We start from the raw sequence: 21,671 nt of genomic DNA on the forward strand, positions 1-21,671 counted from the left end.
CGACCGACTGTTCGATCGCGTCTAGATCCCTGATTCGTACCCGACCAATTCGATCAGTGCCGCCCGGAGCGCCTCCAGTCGGTCCTCGCCGAGCTGGTCGGCCCAGGCGCGCTCGACAGTGCCTCCGGCCTTGCGCGATATCGGTCGGATCGCGAGCCCGGCCTCGGTGAGTACGACGCGCGACGCGCGCCGGTCGTTGGGATCTGGACGGCGCTCGACCAGGCCGGCAGCGACTAGCTGATCGACGCTGTGGGCCATGGTCTGCTTGCGCACGTTGGCCTTTGCGGCGAGCGCCTGGACGGTGACGCCCTCGGGCGGCACGAACGGGATCACTCGCGCATGTGCCGCGGTGAGGTCGCGGACGCCGAGCTTGTCGAGCTCGGCGTCCATCTCGGTGGACCAGCGCTGGTTCGCCAGGCGCAGCAGCAACCCGATGAGTGGTTGGGGACGCTCAGGCATATAGACAGTCTCCTGTCTTTCGATTACGGTGGACAGGTAACTGTCCATTGTAGAAAGGAGAAGGACGGTGAACGCACCGAGACTCCCGTTCGGTACTGCGATGGCCCTCGCTGAGCGCAACCTGCGCGGTCCTCTGATCCGGATCCTCACCGAGGAGGACCTCGAGCCCGGCGCGTGGTTCACGCTCAACGCCCTCGGCCTGCGCGGCGGTACTCCGACGACGACCGTCAAGGAACTGCTCTTCACCAGCGGGTACGACGACCCGAGCGTGGATGCGCTGCTCGCGCGCCTCGCCGCCGACGGACTCATCGAGGATGGCGACGAGCAGCTGAGCCTCACGCCCGCAGGAGCCGAGCGCTACGCGTCCATCGCTGACCGGATCGGCACGGTGACCGGTCGGGTATTCAGCCTCTTCGACGCGACCCGGGTCGAGACAGCCCGCGCCCTTCTGCAGCAAATCGCCGAGACCGACCAGGCGACGATCGACGCGGCCGCGTTCGAGGATGCGCCGGCGTGAGAAAGCTCGCGCACACGGCCGGCCCGGCCGCGTGCAGTCGATGGGGTTGCAGATGTGGTGGCTGATGACGCTTTGGGGTCAGCTGTTCTGATCGGTGACGAGGCGGCGAGTGTCGAGGTCGACTCGTTGGTGGACGTCAGGGCGACGGCCGACGCCGGCGCAGCGTCGTCGTTGACGACACGGGCCGGCGGCTGTTCTGCAAACGGTCGGTGCGGCGTTGTTGGACACTCCGACTCTGCAACACGCTTTTCGGCAGCCTGCGTGCGGGGTGACGAGGCCTGGCCGGGATGTCGATGTCCGAAGTCGCCCGCACAGATGTCCCTACTCGTCTGCAATAGCTCCCGGCCGGACGACCCGTCCTGGCGCCGGTGCAGGCCGGATACTCGTGGGGTGTGTCTGCCGGTTCACCGGCACCCGCTGGTCGCGGGGAGCTGTTCACGTTCCTTCGCTGGAAAAATCTGGAGGCAGCACCTCGCTGGTTCCGGCACGATGACCGGATGGACCAGACCGACGTAGTGCCGTTCCAGCCGGACCATGCCGACGGGGTGGCGGCGCTCGCGCGGGCGGAGGGCTGGCCGACGTTCTCGGACACCGACCGGTCCGGCGGCTGTTCACCGCGCCGGGTGCGCTGGGCCCGATCGCGGTACGGCGCGGGAAGGTCGTGGGTGCGGTGCACCTGCTCACCGACGGGCACCATGGGTACCTGACCTTCCTCGCGGTCGCGGCCGAGCACCGCCGGAGCGGGATCGCCCGGCTGCTGGTGGAGGCCGCGTTCCGGTCGTCCGGAGCCGGGCGCATCGACCTGCTGTCCACCGCGCAGTCGATTCCTCAGCCGTGCGTCGACAGGTGCCGCGGAATCCTCCTGGATCTCAGGCGATGCCCTTGGACGGCGACTAGGGTTCGCTGGCATGGGGACACCACCGGAGCTGGCCCGGTACGAGCAGCGCTTCCGGCGCGCGGGGCTGCCGTTGTTCATCGAGGACTTCTCACCGGCGCACGACATCTTCAGCCGGGCGACCCCGCTGCTGGCGCTCGTCTTCATCCTGGAGATGCTCGGCGCCACCTCGCTCGAGTGGCCGCTCTGGCAGAACCTGCTCGCCGCCCTGGCCGGTCTGGCGTTCCTGATCGGCGGCTTCGGCGTGCTCAACCGGCTCCGCGGCCGGCCGTTCTGGTCCTTCCCGACCCGCTTCGGCATCGCCGAGCTCGCCGTCTTCGTGCTGCTCCCGGCGCTGCTCCCGCTCGCCTCCGAGGGCCAGGTGCGGCAGTTCCTCGGAGTGGCCCTCGGCAACCTTCTGCTCGTCGGCCTGATCTACGCCGTGGTCGGCTACGGCCTGATCGGTACGACGTTCTGGGGCCTGCACCGGCTCGGCGCCGAACTGGCGAGCTCGGTGGCCAGCCTGGTCCGCGCGCTGCCACTGCTGCTGGTGTTCTCCCTGGTGCTGTTCGTGAACACCGAGATGTGGCAGGTGTTTGCCGGCATGCCGGTCGCCTTCATCGTCTTCTTCGCGCTCGCCTTCGCCCTGCTCAGCGACCTCTTCCTGATGCTGCGGCTGCCGAAGGAGCTGGACAGGATCGAGCAGGACGCCGGCTCGGGTCCCCCGCTGCGCCGGATCCAGCGACTGAACCTCAGCATCAGCCTGGTGGTCCGGCAGTGGATGCAGGTGCTCGTGGTCAGCACGGGCGTCGGCCTGTTCTTCGTCGGGTTCGGCGTGCTCGCGATCAGCCGGCACATCTACGACCAGTGGGGTGTCAGCCCGGGCGCCTGGTCGTACGAGTTCGATCTGCTCGGGCATCCGCTGCTGATCAGCGCCGCCCTGGTCAAGGTCGCCGTCGGCATCGCGAACTTCACCGGCCTGTACTACTCGATCTCGCTGATGACGGACGCGACGTACCGGACCGAGTTCCTCGACAACGTCACCGCCGAACTCCGGGACCTCTTCACCGCCCGCAAGGAGTACCTCGACCTGCGCGCCCGCCTGCTGCCTGCGGACAGCCCGCGCCCCTGAGCAAGGGGCGCGGGCCTCAGCAGGTCAGACCTTCAGCGAGTCCTTCAGGAACTGCAGTTCGAACCGCATCAGACCTGCTACCGCGGCAGGCTCGGTAGGTCTGTGGGTGGCACCCGACAGCGGGAGCACCTGGTGCGGACGTCCCGCCGCGAGCAGCGCCGCAGACATCCTCAGGGTGTGGGCGGCCACCACGTTGTCGTCGGCCAGGCCGTGCACCAGCAGCAACGGCCGCTCGAGCTTCGCCGCGTCATTGATCGGCGACGACCTGTCGTAGTCCTCCGGGTGCTCGTCCGGATGGCCGAGGAACCGCTCGCGCCAATGCGTGTCGTACAACCGCTGATCGCTCGGCCCGGCGCCACAGATCCCCGCGTGAAAGACGTCCGGCCGCCGCAGTACCGCGGTCGCGGCGAGGGTGCCGCCGTAGCTCCAGCCGGTGATCCCGACGCGGGTCAGGTCGAGGTCAGGGCAGTACTCCGCGGCCGCGTGCAACGCCACCACCTGGTCCTCGAGGGGAGCCGTCAAGGTGTCCCGGTGGACCGTCTTCTCCCACGCGGGTCCACGCCCCGGCGTACCGCGGCCATCCGCGATGACCACGGCGAACCCGGCCTCGGCGTACCACTGCGCCGTGCAGAACCAGCCGCCGGTCACCTTCATCGCGATCTGCATCGCCGGTCCGCCGTACGGCGCCATCAGCACCGGCAGCGGGTTGCCCGGTCGGTGCCAGGACGGCAGGAGCAAGGCCGTGCGGAACTCCTGCGGCCCGGCCTTCAACCAGGTGATCCGCGGAGTCACCAAGGGTTGCGCGGCGTGCGAGGTGATCAGCTCGTCCGGACGGCCTTCGCGGCGGACGACGAACGCTCGGCCGGACTCGGTGTTCGACCAGAGCACCAGCGCACCGTCGACCCGGGTGCCGGTGTGAGCACCCGGACCGTCACTCAACTGGCGCAGCCCGGACTCGTCGTACAGCCAGAGGTGGCGCTCGGTCGGCTCGTCCGTCGCCTCGAAGAGGACGGACTCGCCGGAAACCTCCAGCACAGCACGGATCTGCAGGCCTTCCGGCGTCACCGGTTCGCCGTCGATCACGAGTCGGCGGGTCTCCGGCTCGTCGGCGGTGTGGACGAGTCTGCCCGAGGTGGTGCGGGCCGGTGTCCCGGGGATGATCTCCACCCAGGCGGGATCGAGTTGCTCGTGCAGCAGCCGGGTCTCGCCGTTGTCCGGATCGGCCGCGAGGACCCGCAGCGTCCGCTGATCGCGCGACTGCACGCTGAGCAACGGCCCGTGAGCGTCCCATGCCGCAGAGACCAGATACTCGTACGCCGTGTGGTCCCACGTCAGCTCGACGGATCCGCCGGCCAGGTCGAAGGCGTGCAGGGTGACCAGGGCGTTCGGGGTGCCCGCGGCCGGGTAAGCGATCTGGCGCGGCGGCCGGTCGGGGTTCGCCGGGTCCGCGATCCACCAGCGCTGGACCGGGGTGAGGTCGACCCTTGTGGCCAGCAGCCGGGTGCCGTCGGGCGACCACCAGTGACCGCGGTAGCGACCCATCGATTCCGACGCGACGTGCTCGGCCAGACCCCAGTTGACCTCGGGATCCTCGTCCCCGGCCAGTCGCAGTTCGTTGCCATCGGCAAGCCGCAGGACGTGCACCGCCCCGTCGGTGACATAGGCGACGCGGCTGCCGGTCGGGTCCAGCCGCGGATCGACCACCGGCCCGGCGGTCTCCACCTGCCGGAGCGACTCCGGCTGCGCAAGGTCGAGGGTCCAGAGGCGGCCGTTGACGGCGAAGGCAACCTTGCTCAGCGCCGCATCGGCCGAGTAGGCGACCACACCGGCGGAGCTCTCGCGAGCGCGTTCCTGGCGGATCCGCTCCGCCTCCGGGATCGGGCCGTCGGCGCCGAGATGCTCGGGGGCGACAAGCAGGCGCTCCTCACCCGCTTCTTGGAGCCAGAGGCAACTACCGCGGTCCTCGCCGCCGCGGCTGCGCAGGAAGAGCACCCGGTTTCCATCGGGTGACAAGGTGAAATCGCGCGGCAGGCCGAGGGTGAAGCGGCGGGTCCGTGCGGACTGGGCAGGGAATTCGTTCGTATCCATAACCGAGACTCTGGGCTCCCTATCCGGACCGGTGATCAGGGAAGTGAGAGTACGACAGCGATCGGACACTTCTGGACGGACAAGAGAGTGGATCGGTCGTGGCTGCCGGAGAGCCCGGACGACCGTGATTCTAGCAATCCCAACTCCGGCGCTGATCTGTGGGTAGCCGGACGGCAAGCGGAGATGATTTGGTACCCAACCAACACCCCGCCGGTCACACAGCGTCAGGTGAGCCAGTCGCCGAGCGGGCCGATCGCGAAGTAGATGACGAAGAGAGCGGAGACGATCCACATCAGCGGGTGCACCACGCGGGCCTTGCCGAGGACCACCTTGAGCAGCACGTAGGAGACGAACCCGGCGCCGATCCCAGCCGAGATCGAATAGGTGAACGGCATCAGGATGATGGTCAGGAAGGCCGGGAACGCGATCTCGAAATCGTCGAAGTCGATGCCCTTGACCTGCATCATCATCAGGAACCCGACCAGCACCAGCGCCGGCGTGGCCGCCTCGTACGGGACCAGGGTGACCAACGGCGCGACCACCATCGAGAGCAGGAAGCAGATCCCGGTGACGACGCTCGCCAGCCCGGTCCGCGCCCCTTCACCGACACCGGACGCGGACTCGATGTACGACGTGTTGCTGGAGACCGAGGCGGCTCCACCGGCGGCGGCCGCGACGCTGTCCACGATCAGGATGCGCTGCGTGTTCGGCGGGGTGCCGTCCTTGTCGAGCAGGCCGGCCTCCGCGCCGATCGCGGTCATCGTGCCCATCGTGTCGAAGAAGTCGGCCAGCATCAGGGTGAAGATCAGCAGCACCGCAGCGATCACGCCGACCTCTTCGAACGAGCCGAACAGGTTGAACTCACCGATCAGGTCGAGGTCCGGCTTGGAGAACCAGTCGTCCGGCACCTTCGGCACGCTCAGGCCCCAGCCGGCCGGGTTGTCGGCGGTCCGGGCGCCGATCTTGAAGATCGCCTCCACCACGATCGCCAGCACGGTGGCCGCCAGGATCCCGATCAGGATGGCGCCCTTCACCTTGCGGGCGTAGAGCGTGATGATCACGACCAGGCCGACCACGAAGATGAGCACCGGCCAGCCGCGCAGGTTGCCGCCGACCCCCAGTTCCACCGGCGGTCCGCTCGGCGCCGCGGGCCGGCGGACGAAGCCGGCGTCGACCACCCCGATGAACGCGATGAACAGGCCGATGCCGACGCTGATCGCGATCTTGAGTTGTCGTGGCACCGCCTCGAAGACGGCCTTGCGGAACCCGGTCAGCACCAGGATCAGGATGATGATGCCCTCGATCACCACCAGGCCCATCGCGTCGGCCCAGGTCATCTTGGCCGCGACGCTGAAGGCGATGAAGGCGTTCAGGCCGAGCCCGGCGGCCAGCGCCAGCGGGAAGTTCGCCACCAGCCCCATCAGGATGGTGACCACCCCGGCGACCAGCGCCGTACCGACCGCGACCTTGGCGATCGACACCGAGGGATCGAGGCCGCCGCCGATGTACTGGCCGGCGCCGTCCTTGACGGTGCCGATGATCAGCGGGTTCAGCACCACGATGTAGGCCATCGTGAAGAAGGTGACCAGGCCGCCGCGGACCTCACGGCCGACGGTCGAGCCACGATCGCTGATCTTGAAGAAGGAGTCGACGAGGCTGGATCGGGAGCGGGCGGTGTCAGCTTGGGGCGAGCTCATGTCGGAATGGTGCCAGTTCGTGGCGCCGGGTGGCGAGAGATTCCGCGAACCAGTGTCGCCGGCCTTCTGACCGGACCCCCGGCTGGGCGTCGGCGGGGACTAAGCTGGAGGCGTGGCAGACCAGAACGAGACGCCGGCCTCGAAGAAGCGCACCGACCCGACCAGTCAGCTGGCCCGGGGCGAACTGGTGCACGCCGAGGTCAAGCCGCTCGACCTGTCCGGCATCCCGTCGGTGATCACCGGCATCGTCGCCTGGGCGATCGCGTTCGTGGTCCTGCTGATCTTCCGCGACGACCTGAAGAAGAACGGCACCGAGTGGTGGTTGTGGGTCACCGTGGCCGGCTTCGGGCTGGGCTGGATCGGCCTCGCCTACTGCCGCCGCCGCTGGGCCGCCATTCAGGCGGGCCATCGCCCGCCCACCGAGGACTGACTCAGCCCTCGGTCCGCTGCTCCGCGTCGTCCTGCTCCGCGTCCCCGGCGTCGCTGTCACCGGAGGCCAACTCCTCGACGGCCGCGGCGACTTCTTCCACCTCGTCGTCCGACGGGGGCTCGGCGGCCGCCTCGACCTCCGCCTGGACCGCGTCGGCTTCCTGTACCTCGTCGTCGGCCGCCTGCGTGGACTCCATCGCGAGCTCGTCGTACCCGGTGGTGTCGAAGGCGTGCTCGGTCGACGGGTGGTCCGGCGCGTCGATCACCACGTCCGAGTGGGCTCCGCAGCCGTAGTCGAACGACACGCTCCGTCCGAACCCGGGCGACATCTCGTTGGTGCAGACGGCGAACGCCTGACCGAGGCTGTCCGCGAGGCGGACCGAGTACCCGCAGGTGTAGCACTTGTACGGAACGGCCTGGGCGATCGGCGACGTCGGGCCGAACTCACCGGAGTACCAGAGGTCGGCCGCTTCCTGCCGGCCGATCTGTGACAGCACCCGCTCGCGACCCAGTCCGAGCTCCTCGACGACCTCGAGCACATCCTCGGGCGCACCGGTGTCGGTGAATCCGGCCTCCAGCCGCGGGTCGTCCGGCAGCGTGGGGAACAGGTCGCCCGGGCGCAGGTCGCCCGGCTGGACGCGCTCCGACCACGGCACCCACTCGGGCGCCACGATCGCCTCGTCGCCCGGCAGCATGACGACCTCGTTGACGGTGACGGTCCTCGCGCGGGAGGCGCGGGTCACCGTGACGGCCCAGCGCCAGCCCCGGTAACCGGGGTGGGTCGAGGCGAAGTAGTGCGTGACGAGCCGCTCGCCCTCGACCAGATGACCGAGGTGTTCCCCGACCTGGGCGGCGCCGGCTTCCTCGATCGCCGCCTCGCGGGCAGCCTCGACCGCCGCGACGCTGATGGCGTCAGGCTTGGCGCGAACCGGTTCCGGAGTCTTGACGGGAGTCACAATCGGTCATTCTCGCACGGGCGCGGCTCCGAACCGAACGGCACCGTGACGAGAAACGCGCGCGGTCCGCACTGCGGTCTGTCCCCACCGCAAGGCAGGATGGTGACATGGAAAGCCCGGACCCCGCAGAGCAGCCGCGCAGTACGGCGGGTGAGCGGCTGGGCAGGGCGAGCAAACGGCTGGGCAGCGCGAGCAAGAAGGTCGGCCAGGCGTCCAAGACCGGCGCCACCGGCTTCGCCTCCGCGTCGCGCAAGACCGCGAACGTCACCGGCCGCTTCGGCAAGGCGACCGGGCGTCGCATCCGCGGCCTCACCGGCGCGCAGGGAGCGGGCGAATCAGGTCTGTCCCGGTTGATCGAGCTGGGCGCGGTGAACGCGGCCGGCGACACCGCCTTCGCCGTGTCACTCGCGGGGACGGTGTTCTTCGCGGTGCCGAGCTCGCAGGCTCGTGACCGGGTCGCGTTGTTCCTGGTCCTGACGATGGCGCCGTTCGCGTTGATGGCGCCGCTGATCGGGCCGATCCTGGACCGGTTCCGGCACGGGCGTCGCTGGGCGATCGGGGCCACGCTGGGCTTGCGCGGCTTCCTGGTCTGGAGCCTTGCCGCGTCGATCCACGAGAGCTCTGCCTGGTTGTATCCGGCCGCGCTCGGCTGTCTGGTCGCCTCCAAGGCTTATGGGGTCACCCGCGCTTCCGCAGTACCGCGGTTGCTGCCCAAGGACGTCACCCTGGTCACGGCAAACTCACGGATCTCGCTGGCCGGTCTGGCCGGCGCGACCGTCGGCGCCGGACTCGCGGCTGCCTTCGCCGCGATCGGGCCGCAGTGGTCGCTGCGCTGGGCCGCGGTCGTCTACACGGTCGGCCTGATCCTCGCGATCCGGCTGCCGAGCCGCGTCGACTCCCCTGCCGGCGAAGAGATGACCGGTACTGCGGGACGCGAAGCCCGGCGACGGGCGATCACCGCGGCGGTGGCGCGTGGGATCCGGTGCAACCTGGGACTGCGGTTCGTCTCGGGCTTCCTCACCATGTATCTGGCCTTCCTGCTGCGGGACCGGCCGATCAGCGGGATCGACGGCGTGGTCGCCGCGGGTGCGGTGATCGCCGCCGCCGGTATCGGCAACAGCCTGGGGACCATCGCCGGGTCGTTGCTCAGGGCAAGAAAACCTGAGACCGTCGTCCTGGTCGTGCTGCTCGCGGACGTGGTGGTGGCCCTCGGGGTCGCGGTGTTCTACGGCTTCCCGATGCTGATCACGCTCGGTCTGGTCGCCGGGCTGTGCAGTTCCCTCGGCAAGCTGTCGCTGGACGCGATGATCCAGCGCGACGTGCCCGAGTCGGTCCGGACGTCGGTGTTCGCGCGCTCCGAGACCGTCCTGCAGCTGGCCTGGGTGCTCGGCGGCGGCTGCGGCATCCTCCTCCCCCTGATGCCCCGCGTCGGCTTCGGCTTCCTCGCCGCGATCCTCGTCCTGGTGGTCGTCCTGGTCGTCCGCTACAAGCCCACCATCCCCGCACCCCGCCCCCGTCCCGGCTCCCCCACCTCGCGCGGCCCTGGCGGTTCGGGCGGACCGGGCTCCGGTGCTCCTGGCGGTTCGGGCGGTCCTGAGGGCTCGGGCTCGGGTGGTTCAGGTGGTCCTGGTGGCCGCAAGCCCACGGGCAAGGGCGGTCCGCCGGAGCCGCGGACCGGCACCACTCGCACGATCCTGACCAGCGACCCGGAGTCGATCGCCGATCGCCGCGCCAACCGCCCGCGAACGGACTCCCGCACCCGCTACACCGAGCCCACCGTCGAGCTCCGCTTCAATCCGAACGACGACGACTCCAAGCCTCGCCCCGACCCGACCGTCAACCAGCAGCCCCGGGATACCGGCGGAGTGCAGGAACAGGCGGTCGGCCGCTGGTGGAGCGGTCAGCCGGACGAAGACGAGACCCTCGAGGATGAGGCTCCCTGGGCCGCCGACAAAACAGTCGAGAACAAGCAGCCGTCCAGCGACGAGCCCTCCGAGCGTAGGTCGGGGCCCTTCCGGCGACGCCGGTCGGACCCCGATGCCGGCTCGACCCGCCGGCCCCCACGCTGACCCTGCCCTGAGTCAGCGCTGACTGAGGGCTGACTCAGTTCACCTCCACCGCGGCCAGCCTGTTGCCCTCGGCGACGTCACTCTCGTCGCTCTCGTGGTCCGTGGGTTCGCCGACGGCCGGTGTCGGGTGCGAGGTGCCGCGGAGGACGAGGGTCACGGCGACGGCGGTGGTGGCCAGGAGGACGGTGCCGACCAGGGCGGCCACGTTCATGCTGTGGTTGAAGGAGTGGCGGGCTGTGGTGAGCAGCGCGTCGGCCAGGTTGGCCGGGAGTTGGGCGGCAGTGGCGGTGGCTCCGGCCAGACCTTCGCGGGCGGCTGCGGCCGCGCCGGCGGGGAGGCCCGACGGCAGGTGCGTGTCCAGGTCGCTCCGGTAGGCCGCAGTACCGATGCTTCCCAGGACCGCGATGCCCAGCGCTCCGCCGAACTCGCTGCAGGTCTCCATCAGCGCGGACGCCGAGCCGGCCCGCTCCGGTGCGACCGAGCCGACCACGGCCTCGGTCACCAGCGCCATCACCATCACCAGCCCGGCGGCGAGCAGACCCGCACCACCCAGCAGTACTACGAGGCGCGACTCGACCTGCATCTGAGTCAGTACGCCGAACCCGGCCGCCGCGACCACGAACCCGCCGCCCAGGACGTACGCCCGGTCGACCTTCCGGGCCAGCGCAGTACCGAGCGGTGCCGCGCCACCCACGACGACCGACGGAACCAAGGACCACAGGGCCGCCTTCAGCGGGCTCATCCCGAGGACCAGTTGCAGGTACTGCGTCATGAAGACCGCGTTGCCGACCAGCGCGACCATGCCGATGGTGTTCGCGGCCAGGGCGCCGCTGAAGGCGCGGTTGCGGAACATCGGCAGCTCGATCATCGGGTGCTCCGCGGTGCGCTGCCGCTGGATGAAGGCCAGGCCGACAAGGAGACCGACGACGATGCTGACGATCGGCAGCATGGCGACACCGTGCGCGGCCAGTTCCTTGATCCCCCAGATCGCCGGCAGCACGGCACCGAGAGACAGGAACGAACTGAGCAGGTCGAAGCGTCCCCGCACTGTCGCCTTGAACTCGGGCAGCAGCACCGGCGCGAGGACCAGCAGCAGGAGCATCGCCGGGGTGTTGATCAGGAACACCGAGCCCCACCAGAAGTGCTCCAGCAGGACGCCGCTGAGCACCGGGCCGAGCGAGATGCCGCCCATCATCACCGCGCTCCAGAACGCGATCGCCTTACCGCGCTGGACCGGGTCGTGGAACATGTTCCGGATCAGCGCCAGCGTCGACGGCATCAGGGTCGCGCCACCGATGCCGAGCACCGCGCGAGCGGCGATCAACTGCTCGGGAGTCTGCGAGTACGCCGCCGCGACCGAGGCGAGGCCGAACGCGATCGCGCCGAAGACCAGCAGCCGGCGCCGGCCGATCCGGTCCCCCAGCGAGCCCATCGTGATCAGCAGGCCCGCGAGCACGAAGCCGTAGATGTCGAAGATCCACAGCTGCTCGGTCGCCGACACCCCGAGGTCGGCGCTGATGAACGGGACCGCGAAGTACAAGACCGACACGTCCATCGAGACCAGCAGCAGCGGCAGCGCGAGCACGCCGAGTGCGATCCATTCCTTCCGGCCGGCCTTCGGACCGGCGAGCTCCGCAGTGCTCATGACCCCTCCATAGATCTGTGTACGTCGCACACTGTGTGCGCCATACGCAGACCATAGCAAGCATCTGTCTATGATGTAAACAGATAAGATTCCGGGAGTTCACGGGATCGGGAGGAGTACGGGATGAGCGAGACGGCGGAAGACCTGCCGCGGGTGCTGCAGCAGTTGTGGGGACTCGAGGGACCGGCGCGGCCGGGGCCGAAGCCGACGTTCCACATCAGCGATCTCGCCCGCGCCGCGATCAGGCTCGCGGACGCCGGCGGCCTCGGGGCGGTCTCGATGAGCAAGGTGGCGGCCGAGCTGGGCCGCACCACGATGTCCCTCTACCGGTACGTCGACTCCAAGGACGACCTGTACGTCGTGATGCTGGAGGAGGCCTTCGGGCCTCCGGCTCCGGTGGACCCCGGGGCGGACTGGCGGGCGCGGATCACCACCTGGGCGATGACGTTCCGAGACGCCATCCGGCGGCACCCCTGGGCGCTCAAGGTGCCCGTGTTCGAGCCGCCGCTGTCACCGTTGCAGCTGGAGTGGATGGAGAACGGGCTGCGCGCGTTCGAGGACACACCCCTGACCCCGCAGGACAGCCTGTCCGCGATGCTGCTGGTGAACATCTACGTCCGCGGGGTCGGAGCGCTGACCATGGACATGGCAACCAAGGCCGAGGACGCCGGCGAGGCCAACCTGACCTACGCCCGGCGGCTCAGGCTGCTGGCCGACCCAGAGCGCTTCCCTGCCATCGCGGGCAACCTGGCGGCCCGGCCGACCTCGGACTTCGACGTCGACTACGACGCCGACGACTTCTCCTTCGGCCTGAACACGGTTCTGGACGGCATCCAGGCCCTGATCACCCGCCGCACCGCCTGACCACAGCCCGTACTGCGGCTGCGCCCTGCCGCACGTCCTCAGGAACGTGCGGCAGGGCGCAGCGAAGTACAGGGTCGGGTCAGATGTCGAGCTTGTCCGCGACGCCTCGGAGCACGGTGGCCACCCCACGGGCGGCCTTGCTGTCGGGGTGGCGGCCGCGGCGGTAGCCCTCGCCGATGTTGTCGAGCAGCTTGATCAGGTCCTCGATGACGAGCGCCATCTCCTCGGGCTTCGGCCGCATCGCCTTCGCCACCGAGGGCGGCGGGTCGATCAGCCGGACCTGCAGCGCCTGCTCACCCTTGCGGCCCTCGACGACCCCGAACTCGACCTTCTGGCCCGGCTTGAGGTTGGTCACTCCGGCCGGCAGGGCCTCCGCCCGGACATAGACGTCCCCGCCCTCCTCCTTGCTGAGGAAGCCGAACCCCTTCTCGGAGTCATACCACTTGACCTTGCCTACAGGCACGGGAACCTCTTCGGTGTCAATCGTCGGAACAGGACGGAGGGGTACCGGACAGGCTGCCCGGGGCCGGCTACCCAGCGTACGTGAACCCGGGGTGGCTGCGCCTGTCGGAAACTACCTGATGAGGCAACGATTCCGCACCCCTGATTCTCGTATCCCTCGGCGAGCCCCGGCTCACTCTCCACGGTACGTCGGGCACACCAGCGGACGCCTGGACGAGTGGCTCTGCTCAGCGGTAGCGCTCGGGATCGGGGAGGCGCTCGTTCATCGAGCCGGAGCGGAAGCCGCGGGGGTCGACGGCGGCCGTGGCGAACCCCTCGGCCCGGACCAACTCGACCAGTGCCGAGGTGTCGACCGTGCCGAGTAGGCCGGCGTCGATCTCGATGCTCGCCGACTCGCCGAGGTCCCGCACCCGGACGTTCTGTACGCCGTACGGAGTGAGGTGGTCACGGACAGCTTGCTCGGCGCGGTCGACCCGGACCAGCAGGTTCGGCGTGATCCGGATGCCGTACGCGATCCGGCTGGACAGGCAGGCGGCGGCCGGCTTGTCGGACGTCTCCAGCCCCCAGCTGCGGGAGGCCTCGCGGATCTGCGCCTTGGTCAGCCGAGCGTCCCGGAGCGGGGTGATCGCACCACGCTCGAAGGCGGCCCGGATGCCCGGCCGGAACCCGGCGATCGCGTCGTCCGCGTTCGTCCCGGTGGCGATCGCGTCGATGCCGAACTCGTCGGCGATCGGCTGCAGCGTCTCCACCAGTTCGGCCTTGCAGAAGTAGCACCGGTCGCCCGCGTTGGCCTGGTACCCCTCGCGATCCATCTCGTGCGTGTGCGGGGTGACGTGCCGAACGCCGACGCTGTCGGCGAACCGTGCGGCGGGCTCCAGCTCGGCCACCGGCAGGCTCGGGCTGACGGCGGTCGCCGCGACCACGTTGGCCGGGCCGATCGCCCGCGCGGCCGCTGCCAGCAGGAATGCGGAGTCCGCGCCACCGCTGAACGCGACCACCATGCTCTGGTAGCCCGACAGCCGCTCCATCAACGCCTCCAGCCGCTGCTCGAGCACATACTCGTCCAGCCAGGCGGGGAACTCGGTCAGGTCGTTCAGTACGACGTCCGCACCGTAGGCGCGCAGCTCGTCCGCGGTGAACGGCCCGGTGGCAACGCTCACCGCGACGGCACCGGCAGCGCGGGCGCCGTCGATGTCAGCAGTGTGGTCGCCGACATAGATGGTCGCCTTGTGCTCCCGCAGCGCGATGCCCTTCTCGGCGCCGTGCAGATCGCCGATCGGCTCGTCCACGTCCAGCCCGAGGTGGTCCAGGTGCAGCTTCACGCTCGGCGCGTACTTCGCCGACACCACCACCGTGCGTCCGCGCAGCGCCCGGATCGCGGCCAGTGACTCGGCCACTCCAGGCAGCGGCAGACTGCCGGTGATCGCGTGCGACGGGTAGTGCTCGCGGTACCGCGCGACCATCGCGTCGACCTGATCCTCGGGGAACCAGTTCGCCATCTCCCAGGTCAGCGGCGGCCCGAGCCGGCTCACCACCAGGTCGGTGTCGATCGGTACGCCGGTCTCGGCCGCGAGCAGATCCCAGACGGCCCCGATGCCCGGCCGCGAGTCGATCAGCGTCATATCGAGGTCGAATCCGACAACAAGCTCCGGCACGTCGGTGGTCATGGAAGGCGGCTGGATCTCGGCGGTTGACACGTCCCCAACCCTACTTCTTCCTGCTCCGGCAACTTCCAGCGCGCTCAGCCAGCGATTGACATCTTCGATCCTTCTGTCTGTGCACTTGACATCTGGGAAAGAAATGTAAAGCCTTAGCCGCATGGACTCGTTTGCCGATCGGACCAAGCGCAGGTTGCGGGAGGAACTGCTCGATGCCGCCTACGACGCGATCGTGGCCGGCGGGTACGACGGGCTCCGGATGGCCGAGGTCGGGCGGCGGACCGGGGTGTCCCGGCAGACCGTCTACAACGAGTTCGGCGACAAGTGGGGTGTGCTGCAGGCGGTCGCCGCGCGCGAGACCGAGCGCTTCCTGGTCGACGTGAACGCCGCGCTGGCCGAGCACGCCGACCCCATCGAGGGTCTCCGGGCCGCCATCGAGCGGGCCCTGAATCTTGCGTCCGACAACCCGCTGATCAAGGCCGCACTCGGCCAGCCGGGATCCGACCAGGCCAGTCAGCTGCTGACCACACGGGGGCAGCAGGTGCTGGAGCTGAGCCACCAACGGCTCGACGCGCACGTGCGCGAACACTGGCCGGACGTCCCGGCCGACGACGCGACCACCTGCGTGGACATCGCGCTGCGCGTCGTACTGAGTCACATCGTCAACCCCGGCGCGGCTCCGGCCGTCGTCGCGGAGCAGGTCGCACGGGTGCTGGGTCCCTTTCTCAGCAACAGCTGAAGAAACAGTCTGAGTTCTCGGAGGTAGGCATGACGACGACGACCAATCCTCTTCACCGGCAGGGTTTCAGCTCGCTGCGGGCCGGCGGTCTCAACTGGGACGCGCTGCCGCTGCGGCTGTTCGACAAGGGCAACCGCAAGTTCTGGAACCCGCGCGACATCGACTTCAGCCAGGACGCCCGCGACTGGCAGGCCTTCACCGACAACGAGCGCGAGGCCGCGTTGATGCTGTGCGCGCAGTTCATCGCCGGCGAGGAGGCGGTCACCGAGGACATCCAGCCCTTCCTGCAGGCGATGGCCGGCGAGGGACGGTTCGGGGACGAGCTGTACCTGACCCAGTTCTGCTTCGAGGAGGCCAAGCACACCGCGGTCTTCCGGATGTGGCTGGACGCGATCGGCGTCACCGCGGATCTGCATCAGTACATCGAGAACAACCCCGGCTACCGGGCGATCTTCTACGAGGCTCTTCCCGTCGCACTGAAGTCCCTCGCCGACGACCCGTCCCCGGCGAACCAAGTACGAGCCTCCGTGACCTACAACCACGTGGTGGAAGGCACCCTGGCCCTCACCGGCTACCACGCGTGGAACCTGCTCTGCACCGGCCGCGGCGTACTGCCCGGCATGCAGGAACTCATCCGCCGGATCGGCGACGACGAACGCCGCCACATGGCCTGGGGCACCTTCACCTGCCGCCGCCACATCGCCGCCGACGAGTCCAACTGGAAGGTCGTCACCGACACGATGGAGCAACTGCTCCCGCACGCCCTCACCCAGATCCAGTGGGCCCTGGACACCATGCCCGAGATCCCGCCGGAGATCGACCCAACCGCCCTGATGACGTACGCCGGCGACCGCGCCACCCGCCGCCTCGGTGCGATCGAATCCGCCGTCGGCGCCGACGTGGCCGGCATCGACCTCGACTACTCCCCCGAAAAACTCGAGGACGTCTTCGGCGACGAGGACTCCGCGGCTCTGGCCGCGGTCCGATAACGCAGTCAGCACCAGAAGTCGTAGAGCTCGAGGTCTGCCTGAGCGGCGGCGAAGCGGGACGAGTCGACGCCGTTCGGGATGACCGTTGCCTTGATCCCCCAGTCTGCGGAAGTTCGGCGGCTACCGCGGCCGAGACGCAGACGTGGGCGAATGGCTGGACGGTGGTGGGCGCGGTTGTGGGGACCTGGGACACCTTGTGGGGACTGGGGGACAGGCTGTTTCGTGTCCGAGGTCCCGGTTTGGTGTCCGAGGTCCCACCTTGTGCACCGGGTGAGCGCCCGGGCCGCCGGGATCTGCTCAGCTGGTGCACAAGGTGCCGGGTTAGCCACGAAAACGATCAAGCAGCGCCTCCTGGTCGCTCACTACAGTGACCGGGACGGCGAAGGGACTCTGCGGATGGCCAGTTGGGATGACGTTGGCAGGATCGCGCTGAGCCTTCCGGAGGCTGCTCCCGGTGAGGCGCACGAGGGCTCGCCGGCGTACGACGTCGCCGGTAGGCAGTTCGCCCGGCTCCGTTGGGACGAAGGCCGGGAACTCCTGCAGTTCTGGGCCGTAGACCGAGCGGGTCTGGCGGCGAGCAACCCCGAGGCCTATTCGCTCTGGAAGGCCTTCCCCGCGGCCGTTTTCGCCTGGCTCGACCAACTGGACACCGACGAGGTCCGCGAGATCATCACCGACTCCTGGCGCGCCCGAGCCCCCAAGCGCCTGGTCAAGGCGCATCCCGAAGTCAGCTGAGGCCGAGGAGGTCCAGGGACTTCTCGCGCATCTCCACCTTGCGGATCTTGCCGGTGACCGTCATCGGGAAGTCGTCGACGAGGAGGACGTAGCGGGGGATCTTGTAGTGAGCGAGCTTGCCGGCGGCAAAGGTCTTGAGGCCGGCGGCGTCGAGGGGTTCGGCGCCGTCCTTGAGCTTGATCCAGGCGCAGAGTTCCTCGCCGTACTTGTCGTCCGGTACGCCGATCACCTGGACGTCGGCGATGTCCGGATGGGTGTAGAGGAACTCCTCGATCTCGCGCGGGTACACGTTCTCGCCGCCGCGGATCACCATGTCCTTGATCCGGCCGACGATGTTCACATAGCCGTCCTCGCGCATCACCGCCAGGTCCCCGGTGTGCATCCAGCGGGCCTGGTCGATCGCCTCGGCGGTCTTCTCCGGCTCGTCCCAGTAGCCGAGCATCACCGAGTACCCGCGGGTGCACAGCTCGCCGGTCTCACCGCGCGGCACGACCAGCCCGGTGGCCGGGTCGACCAGCTTCACCTCGACGTGCGGCATCACCCGGCCGACGGTCGACGTACGGCGGTCCAGGTCGTCGTCGCGGCGGGTCTGCGTGGACACCGGCGAGGTCTCGGTCATGCCGTAGCAGATCGCCACCTCGGCCATGTGCATGTCCGCCACGCACCGCTTCATCACCTCGATCGGACACGGCGACCCGGCCATCACGCCGGTCCTGAGCGACGTCAGGTCGTACGACGCGAAGTCGGGCAGGCCGAGCTCCGCGATGAACATCGTCGGTACTCCGTACAGCCCGGTGCAGCGCTCGTCCTGGACCGCCTTCAAGGTGGCCGCGGGGTCGAACGCCGGCGCCGGGATCACCATGCACGAGCCGTGCGTTGTACAGCCGAGGTTCCCCATCACCATGCCGAAGCAGTGGTAGAAGGGCACCGGGATGCAGAGCCGGTCGTCCGGGCCGAACCCGATCGTCTCGGTGACGAAGTAGCCGTTGTTCAGGATGTTGTGGTGCGAGAGCGTCGCGCCCTTCGGGAACCCGGTGGTCCCGGACGTGTACTGGATGTTGATCGCGTCGTCGAAGCTCAGCTGCCCCGCTCGCTCGTCCAGTTGCTCCTGGCTGACGGCTGACGCCGCGGCGACCACCGCGTCCCAGTCCGGCGTACCGATGTAGACGACGTCCTCGAGCGCGGCACAGTCCGGCCGGACCTCGTCGACCATCTTGCGGTAGTCGCTCGTCTTGAACTCGGTGGCGGAGATCAGCACCTTCACGCCCGACTGGTTCAGCGCGTAGGCCAGCTCGTGGGTTCGGTAGGCCGGGTTGATGTTCACCAGGATCGCGCCGATCGCGGCGGCCGCGTACTGACTGATCGTCCACTCGGCGCAGTTCGGCGCCCAGATCCCGACCCGGTCCCCCTTGGCGATCCCGCGCGCCATCAACCCGCGCGCGAAGGTGTCCACCGCGTCCCCGAACTCGGCGTACGTCCACCGCCGCCCGCTCACGACCTCGACCAGCGCCTCCCGGTCCCCGTACTGCGCGACCGTCCGTCTGAGGTTCTCCCCGATCGTCTCCCCCAACAACGGCACCTCGGAAACCCCGGACGCATAAGAAGGCAGCCTCATCCCGCCATCGTGACCCCCCGCCGCCGACCCCGACAAGAGGGCTCCGCGCGTCGCCGGCCGGATGATCGGATCCGAACAAGTCTTCGAGTTCGGGGAAACTTGGTGTGGACGGCAAGCAATGTCATGACTAACTCTGGTGTGGCGCGGTCGCGGAGCGTGGTGGAGTGGTTACGCTTGTAGGGAGGGGTGTGAGGCATGGGTTGGTCGACCGAACGGCATGCCCGCAGCGAGTGTCCGCCTGGCCGCACCGCGGAGGCGGCGCAGCGATCCGCTGCGGTTGACGAGCGTGTCCGGGCACTGCATGCTGGCCGCCGCTCTCGCCACCCAGCTGCGCAGCACCGATCTGCAGGCGTTGAAGCGCGTACCTCGCCGGGCGCCGCCGGCTGTGCCGGAGGCGGATCTGGTACCGCGACCGGGGCCGGTGTGGGCGGCCTTCGCGCCACCTCGTCCAAGGCCGGTCGTGCGCTGGTTCGGCGGAGAACGGCGGTATGCCCGGCGGCTGACGGAAGCCGAGGACAGGTTCGCCGAGGCGATCGAACGGCACCGGGCCACCGAGGAGACCCGCCGCACCCGGGTCGCCCGGGGCATCCGGGACCAGGCGGAGCGGCAACGCCGGCTCGACGACGCCGCCGCTGAGCAGCACGCGCGGATCGACGAGTACCAGCGCGCCGTGGAGTCCCGCGACCGGCGAGCAGTGAGCCGGTACTTCCAAAAGGCGCTCGATCGGGCCGCCGAGCCGCTCGACTTCCCGCGCCGTCGAAGGGCCGGGTATGTCCCGGAGTCCACCCTGCTGGCGCTGGAGTGGGACCTGCCGGACCTGAGCGTCGTACCGGCCGAAGCGGCGTACCGGTATGACAAGGAAAGGGACTCGGTGGTCCCGGTACCGCGGCCGGACAAGGAGATCCGGCTGCTCTACCAGCAACTCGTGGCCCAGCTCGCGCTGCGGGCCTTGCACCTGGTCTTCGGCAACGACCGGTACGGCGTGGTCGAGACGGTGGTCTTCAACGGCATGGTGGAGTCGGTGGACCTGGCGACCGGGCGCGCGGTGCGGCCGTGCCTCATCACGCTGCGGGCGACCCGCGAGCAGTACCAGTCGCTGGTGCTCGACCAGCTCGACCCGGTCGCGTGCGTCCGGCACTACTTCGCCGCGGAGGTCTCCCGGCACCCGGAGGAGCTGCAGCCGGTCGAACCTCTGCTGGACTTCGACCTGGCGGATCCCCGCACCATCGAGCCGGTCGACGTACTCAGCGAGATCGACCTCCGTCCCAACCTGCTGGAGCTCACCCCGGACGAGTTCGAGCACCTGGTGCACAACCTGCTGACGCGGATGGGCCTCGAGACCCGCGTGTTCCGTCGTGGCAACGACGGTGGAATCGATTGCGTGGCCTATGACCCGAGGCCCATCACGGGCGGCAAGTTCGTCGTCCAGGCGAAGCTCTACACCCGCACCGTGCCACCCTCCGCGGTGCGGGACCTCTTCGGTACCGTGCTCGACGCCGGGGCGACCAAGGGCATCCTGGTCACCACCAGCGGCTTTGGCCCGTCCAGCTACCAGTTCGCCAACGGCAAACCGTTGCAGCTGATCGACGGCACCGGCCTGCTGGCCCTCTGCCACCAGCACGCCATCCCTGCCCGGATAGTGCCCCGCGCTAGCTGATCGGCGACTCGTAGATCAGCAGCTCGGTGCCGGTGGCTCCCTCGCCGTCGTCCGGAGCGGTGAAGAGCCGCAGCTTCTTGCCGTCGACCTCCATCGCCACCGGGTTGCGGGTGACCGAGTGCCCGGCTGTGGAGAAGGCAGGGAACGGGATCTCGTGCAGGATCCGGTTGTGGTCCTTCAGGTCGAGCAGCGCCAGGCCGCCGAGCTCGTAACTGCCCCCGGTCGCCGTCGGCAGGCCGGTGACTCCACCGCACAGCTGCTTGCTCCGGCTGACGTAGTCGCAGTCCTGGTAGTCGAGCAGGTGGCTCTGGTTGGCCTCAGCCGCCAGCTGCTTGCCGGAAGCCGTCCACTCGAACAGCGTGCGCGACCCCCAGCTGACGCCGTGCACCAGCCCGGTACGCCGGTCGCGGACCACCCCGCCGACGTGGTCGTTCACCCGGAACTGCTCGGTGACCTGGTAGGTCTTCGGGTTCACCTTGTAGACGATGGCCCGCGAGTTCGGCCGGTACTCCGCGGCCGGGACCCACACGTTCTCCCCGTCGTAGTCGATGCCACCCGGGTGGTACGCCGTCCCCTCGCCGACGAGGATGTCCTTCTTCAGGTTGCCCTGCCGGTCCATCACGAAGAGGTGGCCGATTCCCCTGCCCGGACTGCGGTCGTACCCGTCGACCGGCTTCGGGTAGGGCACCGGCGCCTCGAGCACCTCCACGCTGGACAGGAAGATCAGGTCCCCCACCAACGCGAACCCCTGCGGGTGGTAGGTCGGGAACCGCAACGGGATCCGCGCCACCTGCGACCACGCGGTACTGCGGGTGGTGGCTCCGAAAGCCTGGGCCACTCGGTCGTCGCGGCCGGTGGCGTCGGCGCCGGCCACGGTCAGACCGGTCAGCAGCGCTCCCGCCATCACGGTCGCCAGCAACGTCTTGCTACGCATCGAAACTCTCCCTGGGTCTGGTGATCAATCAGCCTGCGCCGGCCAGACGACGCCAGGCCCTCCGCAAGCTGACCAGGAAACGGTGACTGGGTGAAGGGTTCGGGGCGCGCTGGGCGGCGAAGTACGGCGTGAGAGGTGGCCGGCTGTCAGAC

The 21,671-nt window shown here is 69.1% G+C and carries 17 protein-coding genes and 2 pseudogenes; 10 read left to right on the plus strand and 9 right to left on the minus strand.

The features are described from left to right. Positions 1 to 21 precede the first annotated feature (21 nt). The gene (locus tag EV648_RS42760; protein WP_158294103.1) at positions 22 to 459 is read right to left on the minus strand and encodes a MarR family winged helix-turn-helix transcriptional regulator; all 438 of its coding nucleotides are present in this window, start codon (positions 457 to 459) and stop codon (positions 22 to 24) included. A gap of 67 nt (positions 460 to 526) precedes the next feature. Here EV648_RS42760 and EV648_RS42765 point away from each other — a divergent pair, with 67 nt between their 5' ends. The 3 genes and pseudogenes from EV648_RS42765 to EV648_RS29710 all read left to right on the plus strand — a co-directional run bounded on the left by EV648_RS42765 (position 527) and on the right by EV648_RS29710 (position 2,982). Then, positions 527 to 976 carry a MarR family winged helix-turn-helix transcriptional regulator gene (locus tag EV648_RS42765; protein ID WP_158294104.1) on the plus strand — a complete coding sequence of 150 codons (450 nt, stop codon included), beginning with the start codon at positions 527 to 529 and terminating at the stop codon, positions 974 to 976. 670 nt (positions 977 to 1,646) lie between these two features. After that, positions 1,647 to 1,706, plus strand: a pseudogene (locus EV648_RS45340) (hypothetical protein); the annotation flags it as partial. 178 nt (positions 1,707 to 1,884) lie between these two features. Beyond that, positions 1,885 to 2,982, plus strand: a complete 1,098-nt coding sequence (locus EV648_RS29710; protein ID WP_132298427.1) for a hypothetical protein — start codon at positions 1,885 to 1,887, stop codon at positions 2,980 to 2,982. A gap of 24 nt (positions 2,983 to 3,006) precedes the next feature. Here the strand turns inward: EV648_RS29710 and EV648_RS29715 are convergent, their stop codons facing one another. Further along, a complete protein-coding gene (locus EV648_RS29715; RefSeq protein ID WP_132298428.1) occupies positions 3,007 to 5,070 on the minus strand; it encodes a prolyl oligopeptidase family serine peptidase in 2,064 nt (687 codons plus the stop codon). Positions 5,071 to 5,294: 224 nt separating this feature from the next. Next, on the minus strand, positions 5,295 to 6,767 hold the full coding sequence (locus EV648_RS29720; protein ID WP_132298429.1) for an NCS2 family permease: 1,473 nt from the start codon (positions 6,765 to 6,767) through the stop codon (positions 5,295 to 5,297). A 112-nt stretch (positions 6,768 to 6,879) separates the two neighbouring features. Between EV648_RS29720 and EV648_RS29725 the strand changes: the two genes are divergently transcribed. Continuing rightward, positions 6,880 to 7,197, plus strand: coding sequence for a DUF2530 domain-containing protein (locus tag EV648_RS29725; protein WP_132298430.1), 318 nt, complete (start codon positions 6,880 to 6,882; stop codon positions 7,195 to 7,197). A 190-nt stretch (positions 7,198 to 7,387) separates the two neighbouring features. Here EV648_RS29725 and EV648_RS29730 read toward each other — a convergent pair. Further along, positions 7,388 to 8,162 (minus strand): annotated as a pseudogene (locus tag EV648_RS29730) (DUF3027 domain-containing protein); the annotation flags it as partial. 97 nt (positions 8,163 to 8,259) lie between these two features. On the opposite strand from EV648_RS29730, the gene EV648_RS29735 reads away from it, so the two are divergent. Further along, positions 8,260 to 10,221, plus strand: coding sequence for an MFS transporter (locus EV648_RS29735; protein ID WP_132298432.1), 1,962 nt, complete (start codon positions 8,260 to 8,262; stop codon positions 10,219 to 10,221). A 34-nt stretch (positions 10,222 to 10,255) separates the two neighbouring features. Here the strand turns inward: EV648_RS29735 and EV648_RS29740 are convergent, their stop codons facing one another. Next, positions 10,256 to 11,866, minus strand: a complete 1,611-nt coding sequence (locus EV648_RS29740; protein WP_132298433.1) for an MFS transporter — start codon at positions 11,864 to 11,866, stop codon at positions 10,256 to 10,258. A 123-nt stretch (positions 11,867 to 11,989) separates the two neighbouring features. Between EV648_RS29740 and EV648_RS29745 the strand changes: the two genes are divergently transcribed. Next, positions 11,990 to 12,730 (plus strand): TetR/AcrR family transcriptional regulator, encoded by a 741-nt coding sequence (locus tag EV648_RS29745; protein ID WP_132298434.1) that lies wholly within the window; start codon positions 11,990 to 11,992, stop codon positions 12,728 to 12,730. 79 nt (positions 12,731 to 12,809) lie between these two features. On the opposite strand, the gene EV648_RS29750 is transcribed toward EV648_RS29745, so the two are convergent. Together EV648_RS29750 and larE are read right to left on the minus strand one after the other, a co-directional pair. Then, on the minus strand, positions 12,810 to 13,193 hold the full coding sequence (locus tag EV648_RS29750; protein ID WP_132190825.1) for a cold-shock protein: 384 nt from the start codon (positions 13,191 to 13,193) through the stop codon (positions 12,810 to 12,812). Between the two features lie 226 nt (positions 13,194 to 13,419). Next, positions 13,420 to 14,889, minus strand: a complete 1,470-nt coding sequence (gene larE / locus EV648_RS29755; protein ID WP_132298435.1) for an ATP-dependent sacrificial sulfur transferase LarE — start codon at positions 14,887 to 14,889, stop codon at positions 13,420 to 13,422. A 121-nt stretch (positions 14,890 to 15,010) separates the two neighbouring features. Here larE and EV648_RS29760 point away from each other — a divergent pair, with 121 nt between their 5' ends. The 3 genes from EV648_RS29760 to EV648_RS42770 all read left to right on the plus strand — a co-directional run bounded on the left by EV648_RS29760 (position 15,011) and on the right by EV648_RS42770 (position 17,313). After that, positions 15,011 to 15,589, plus strand: a complete 579-nt coding sequence (locus tag EV648_RS29760; protein ID WP_132298436.1) for a TetR/AcrR family transcriptional regulator — start codon at positions 15,011 to 15,013, stop codon at positions 15,587 to 15,589. 29 nt (positions 15,590 to 15,618) lie between these two features. Further along, positions 15,619 to 16,578, plus strand: a complete 960-nt coding sequence (locus EV648_RS29765) for a R2-like ligand-binding oxidase (protein ID WP_132298437.1) — start codon at positions 15,619 to 15,621, stop codon at positions 16,576 to 16,578. A gap of 396 nt (positions 16,579 to 16,974) precedes the next feature. Beyond that, positions 16,975 to 17,313, plus strand: coding sequence for an MmcQ/YjbR family DNA-binding protein (locus tag EV648_RS42770; protein ID WP_158294105.1), 339 nt, complete (start codon positions 16,975 to 16,977; stop codon positions 17,311 to 17,313). Here the strand turns inward: EV648_RS42770 and EV648_RS29780 are convergent. Continuing rightward, on the minus strand, positions 17,306 to 18,928 hold the full coding sequence (locus EV648_RS29780) for an AMP-binding protein (RefSeq protein WP_132298439.1): 1,623 nt from the start codon (positions 18,926 to 18,928) through the stop codon (positions 17,306 to 17,308). The genes EV648_RS42770 and EV648_RS29780 overlap by 8 nt on opposite strands. A gap of 217 nt (positions 18,929 to 19,145) precedes the next feature. Here EV648_RS29780 and EV648_RS29785 point away from each other — a divergent pair, with 217 nt between their 5' ends. Beyond that, entirely contained in the window at positions 19,146 to 20,585 is a 1,440-nt protein-coding gene (locus EV648_RS29785) for a restriction endonuclease (protein WP_132298440.1), read from the plus strand. Here EV648_RS29785 and EV648_RS29790 read toward each other — a convergent pair. After that, positions 20,578 to 21,519, minus strand: a complete 942-nt coding sequence (locus EV648_RS29790; RefSeq protein ID WP_132298441.1) for a DUF6454 family protein — start codon at positions 21,517 to 21,519, stop codon at positions 20,578 to 20,580. The genes EV648_RS29785 and EV648_RS29790 overlap by 8 nt on opposite strands. Positions 21,520 to 21,671: the final 152 nt, after the last annotated feature.

Source organism: Kribbella sp. VKM Ac-2568, from assembly GCF_004345365.1.
Classification (GTDB): Bacteria; Actinomycetota; Actinomycetes; order Propionibacteriales; family Kribbellaceae; genus Kribbella; species Kribbella orskensis.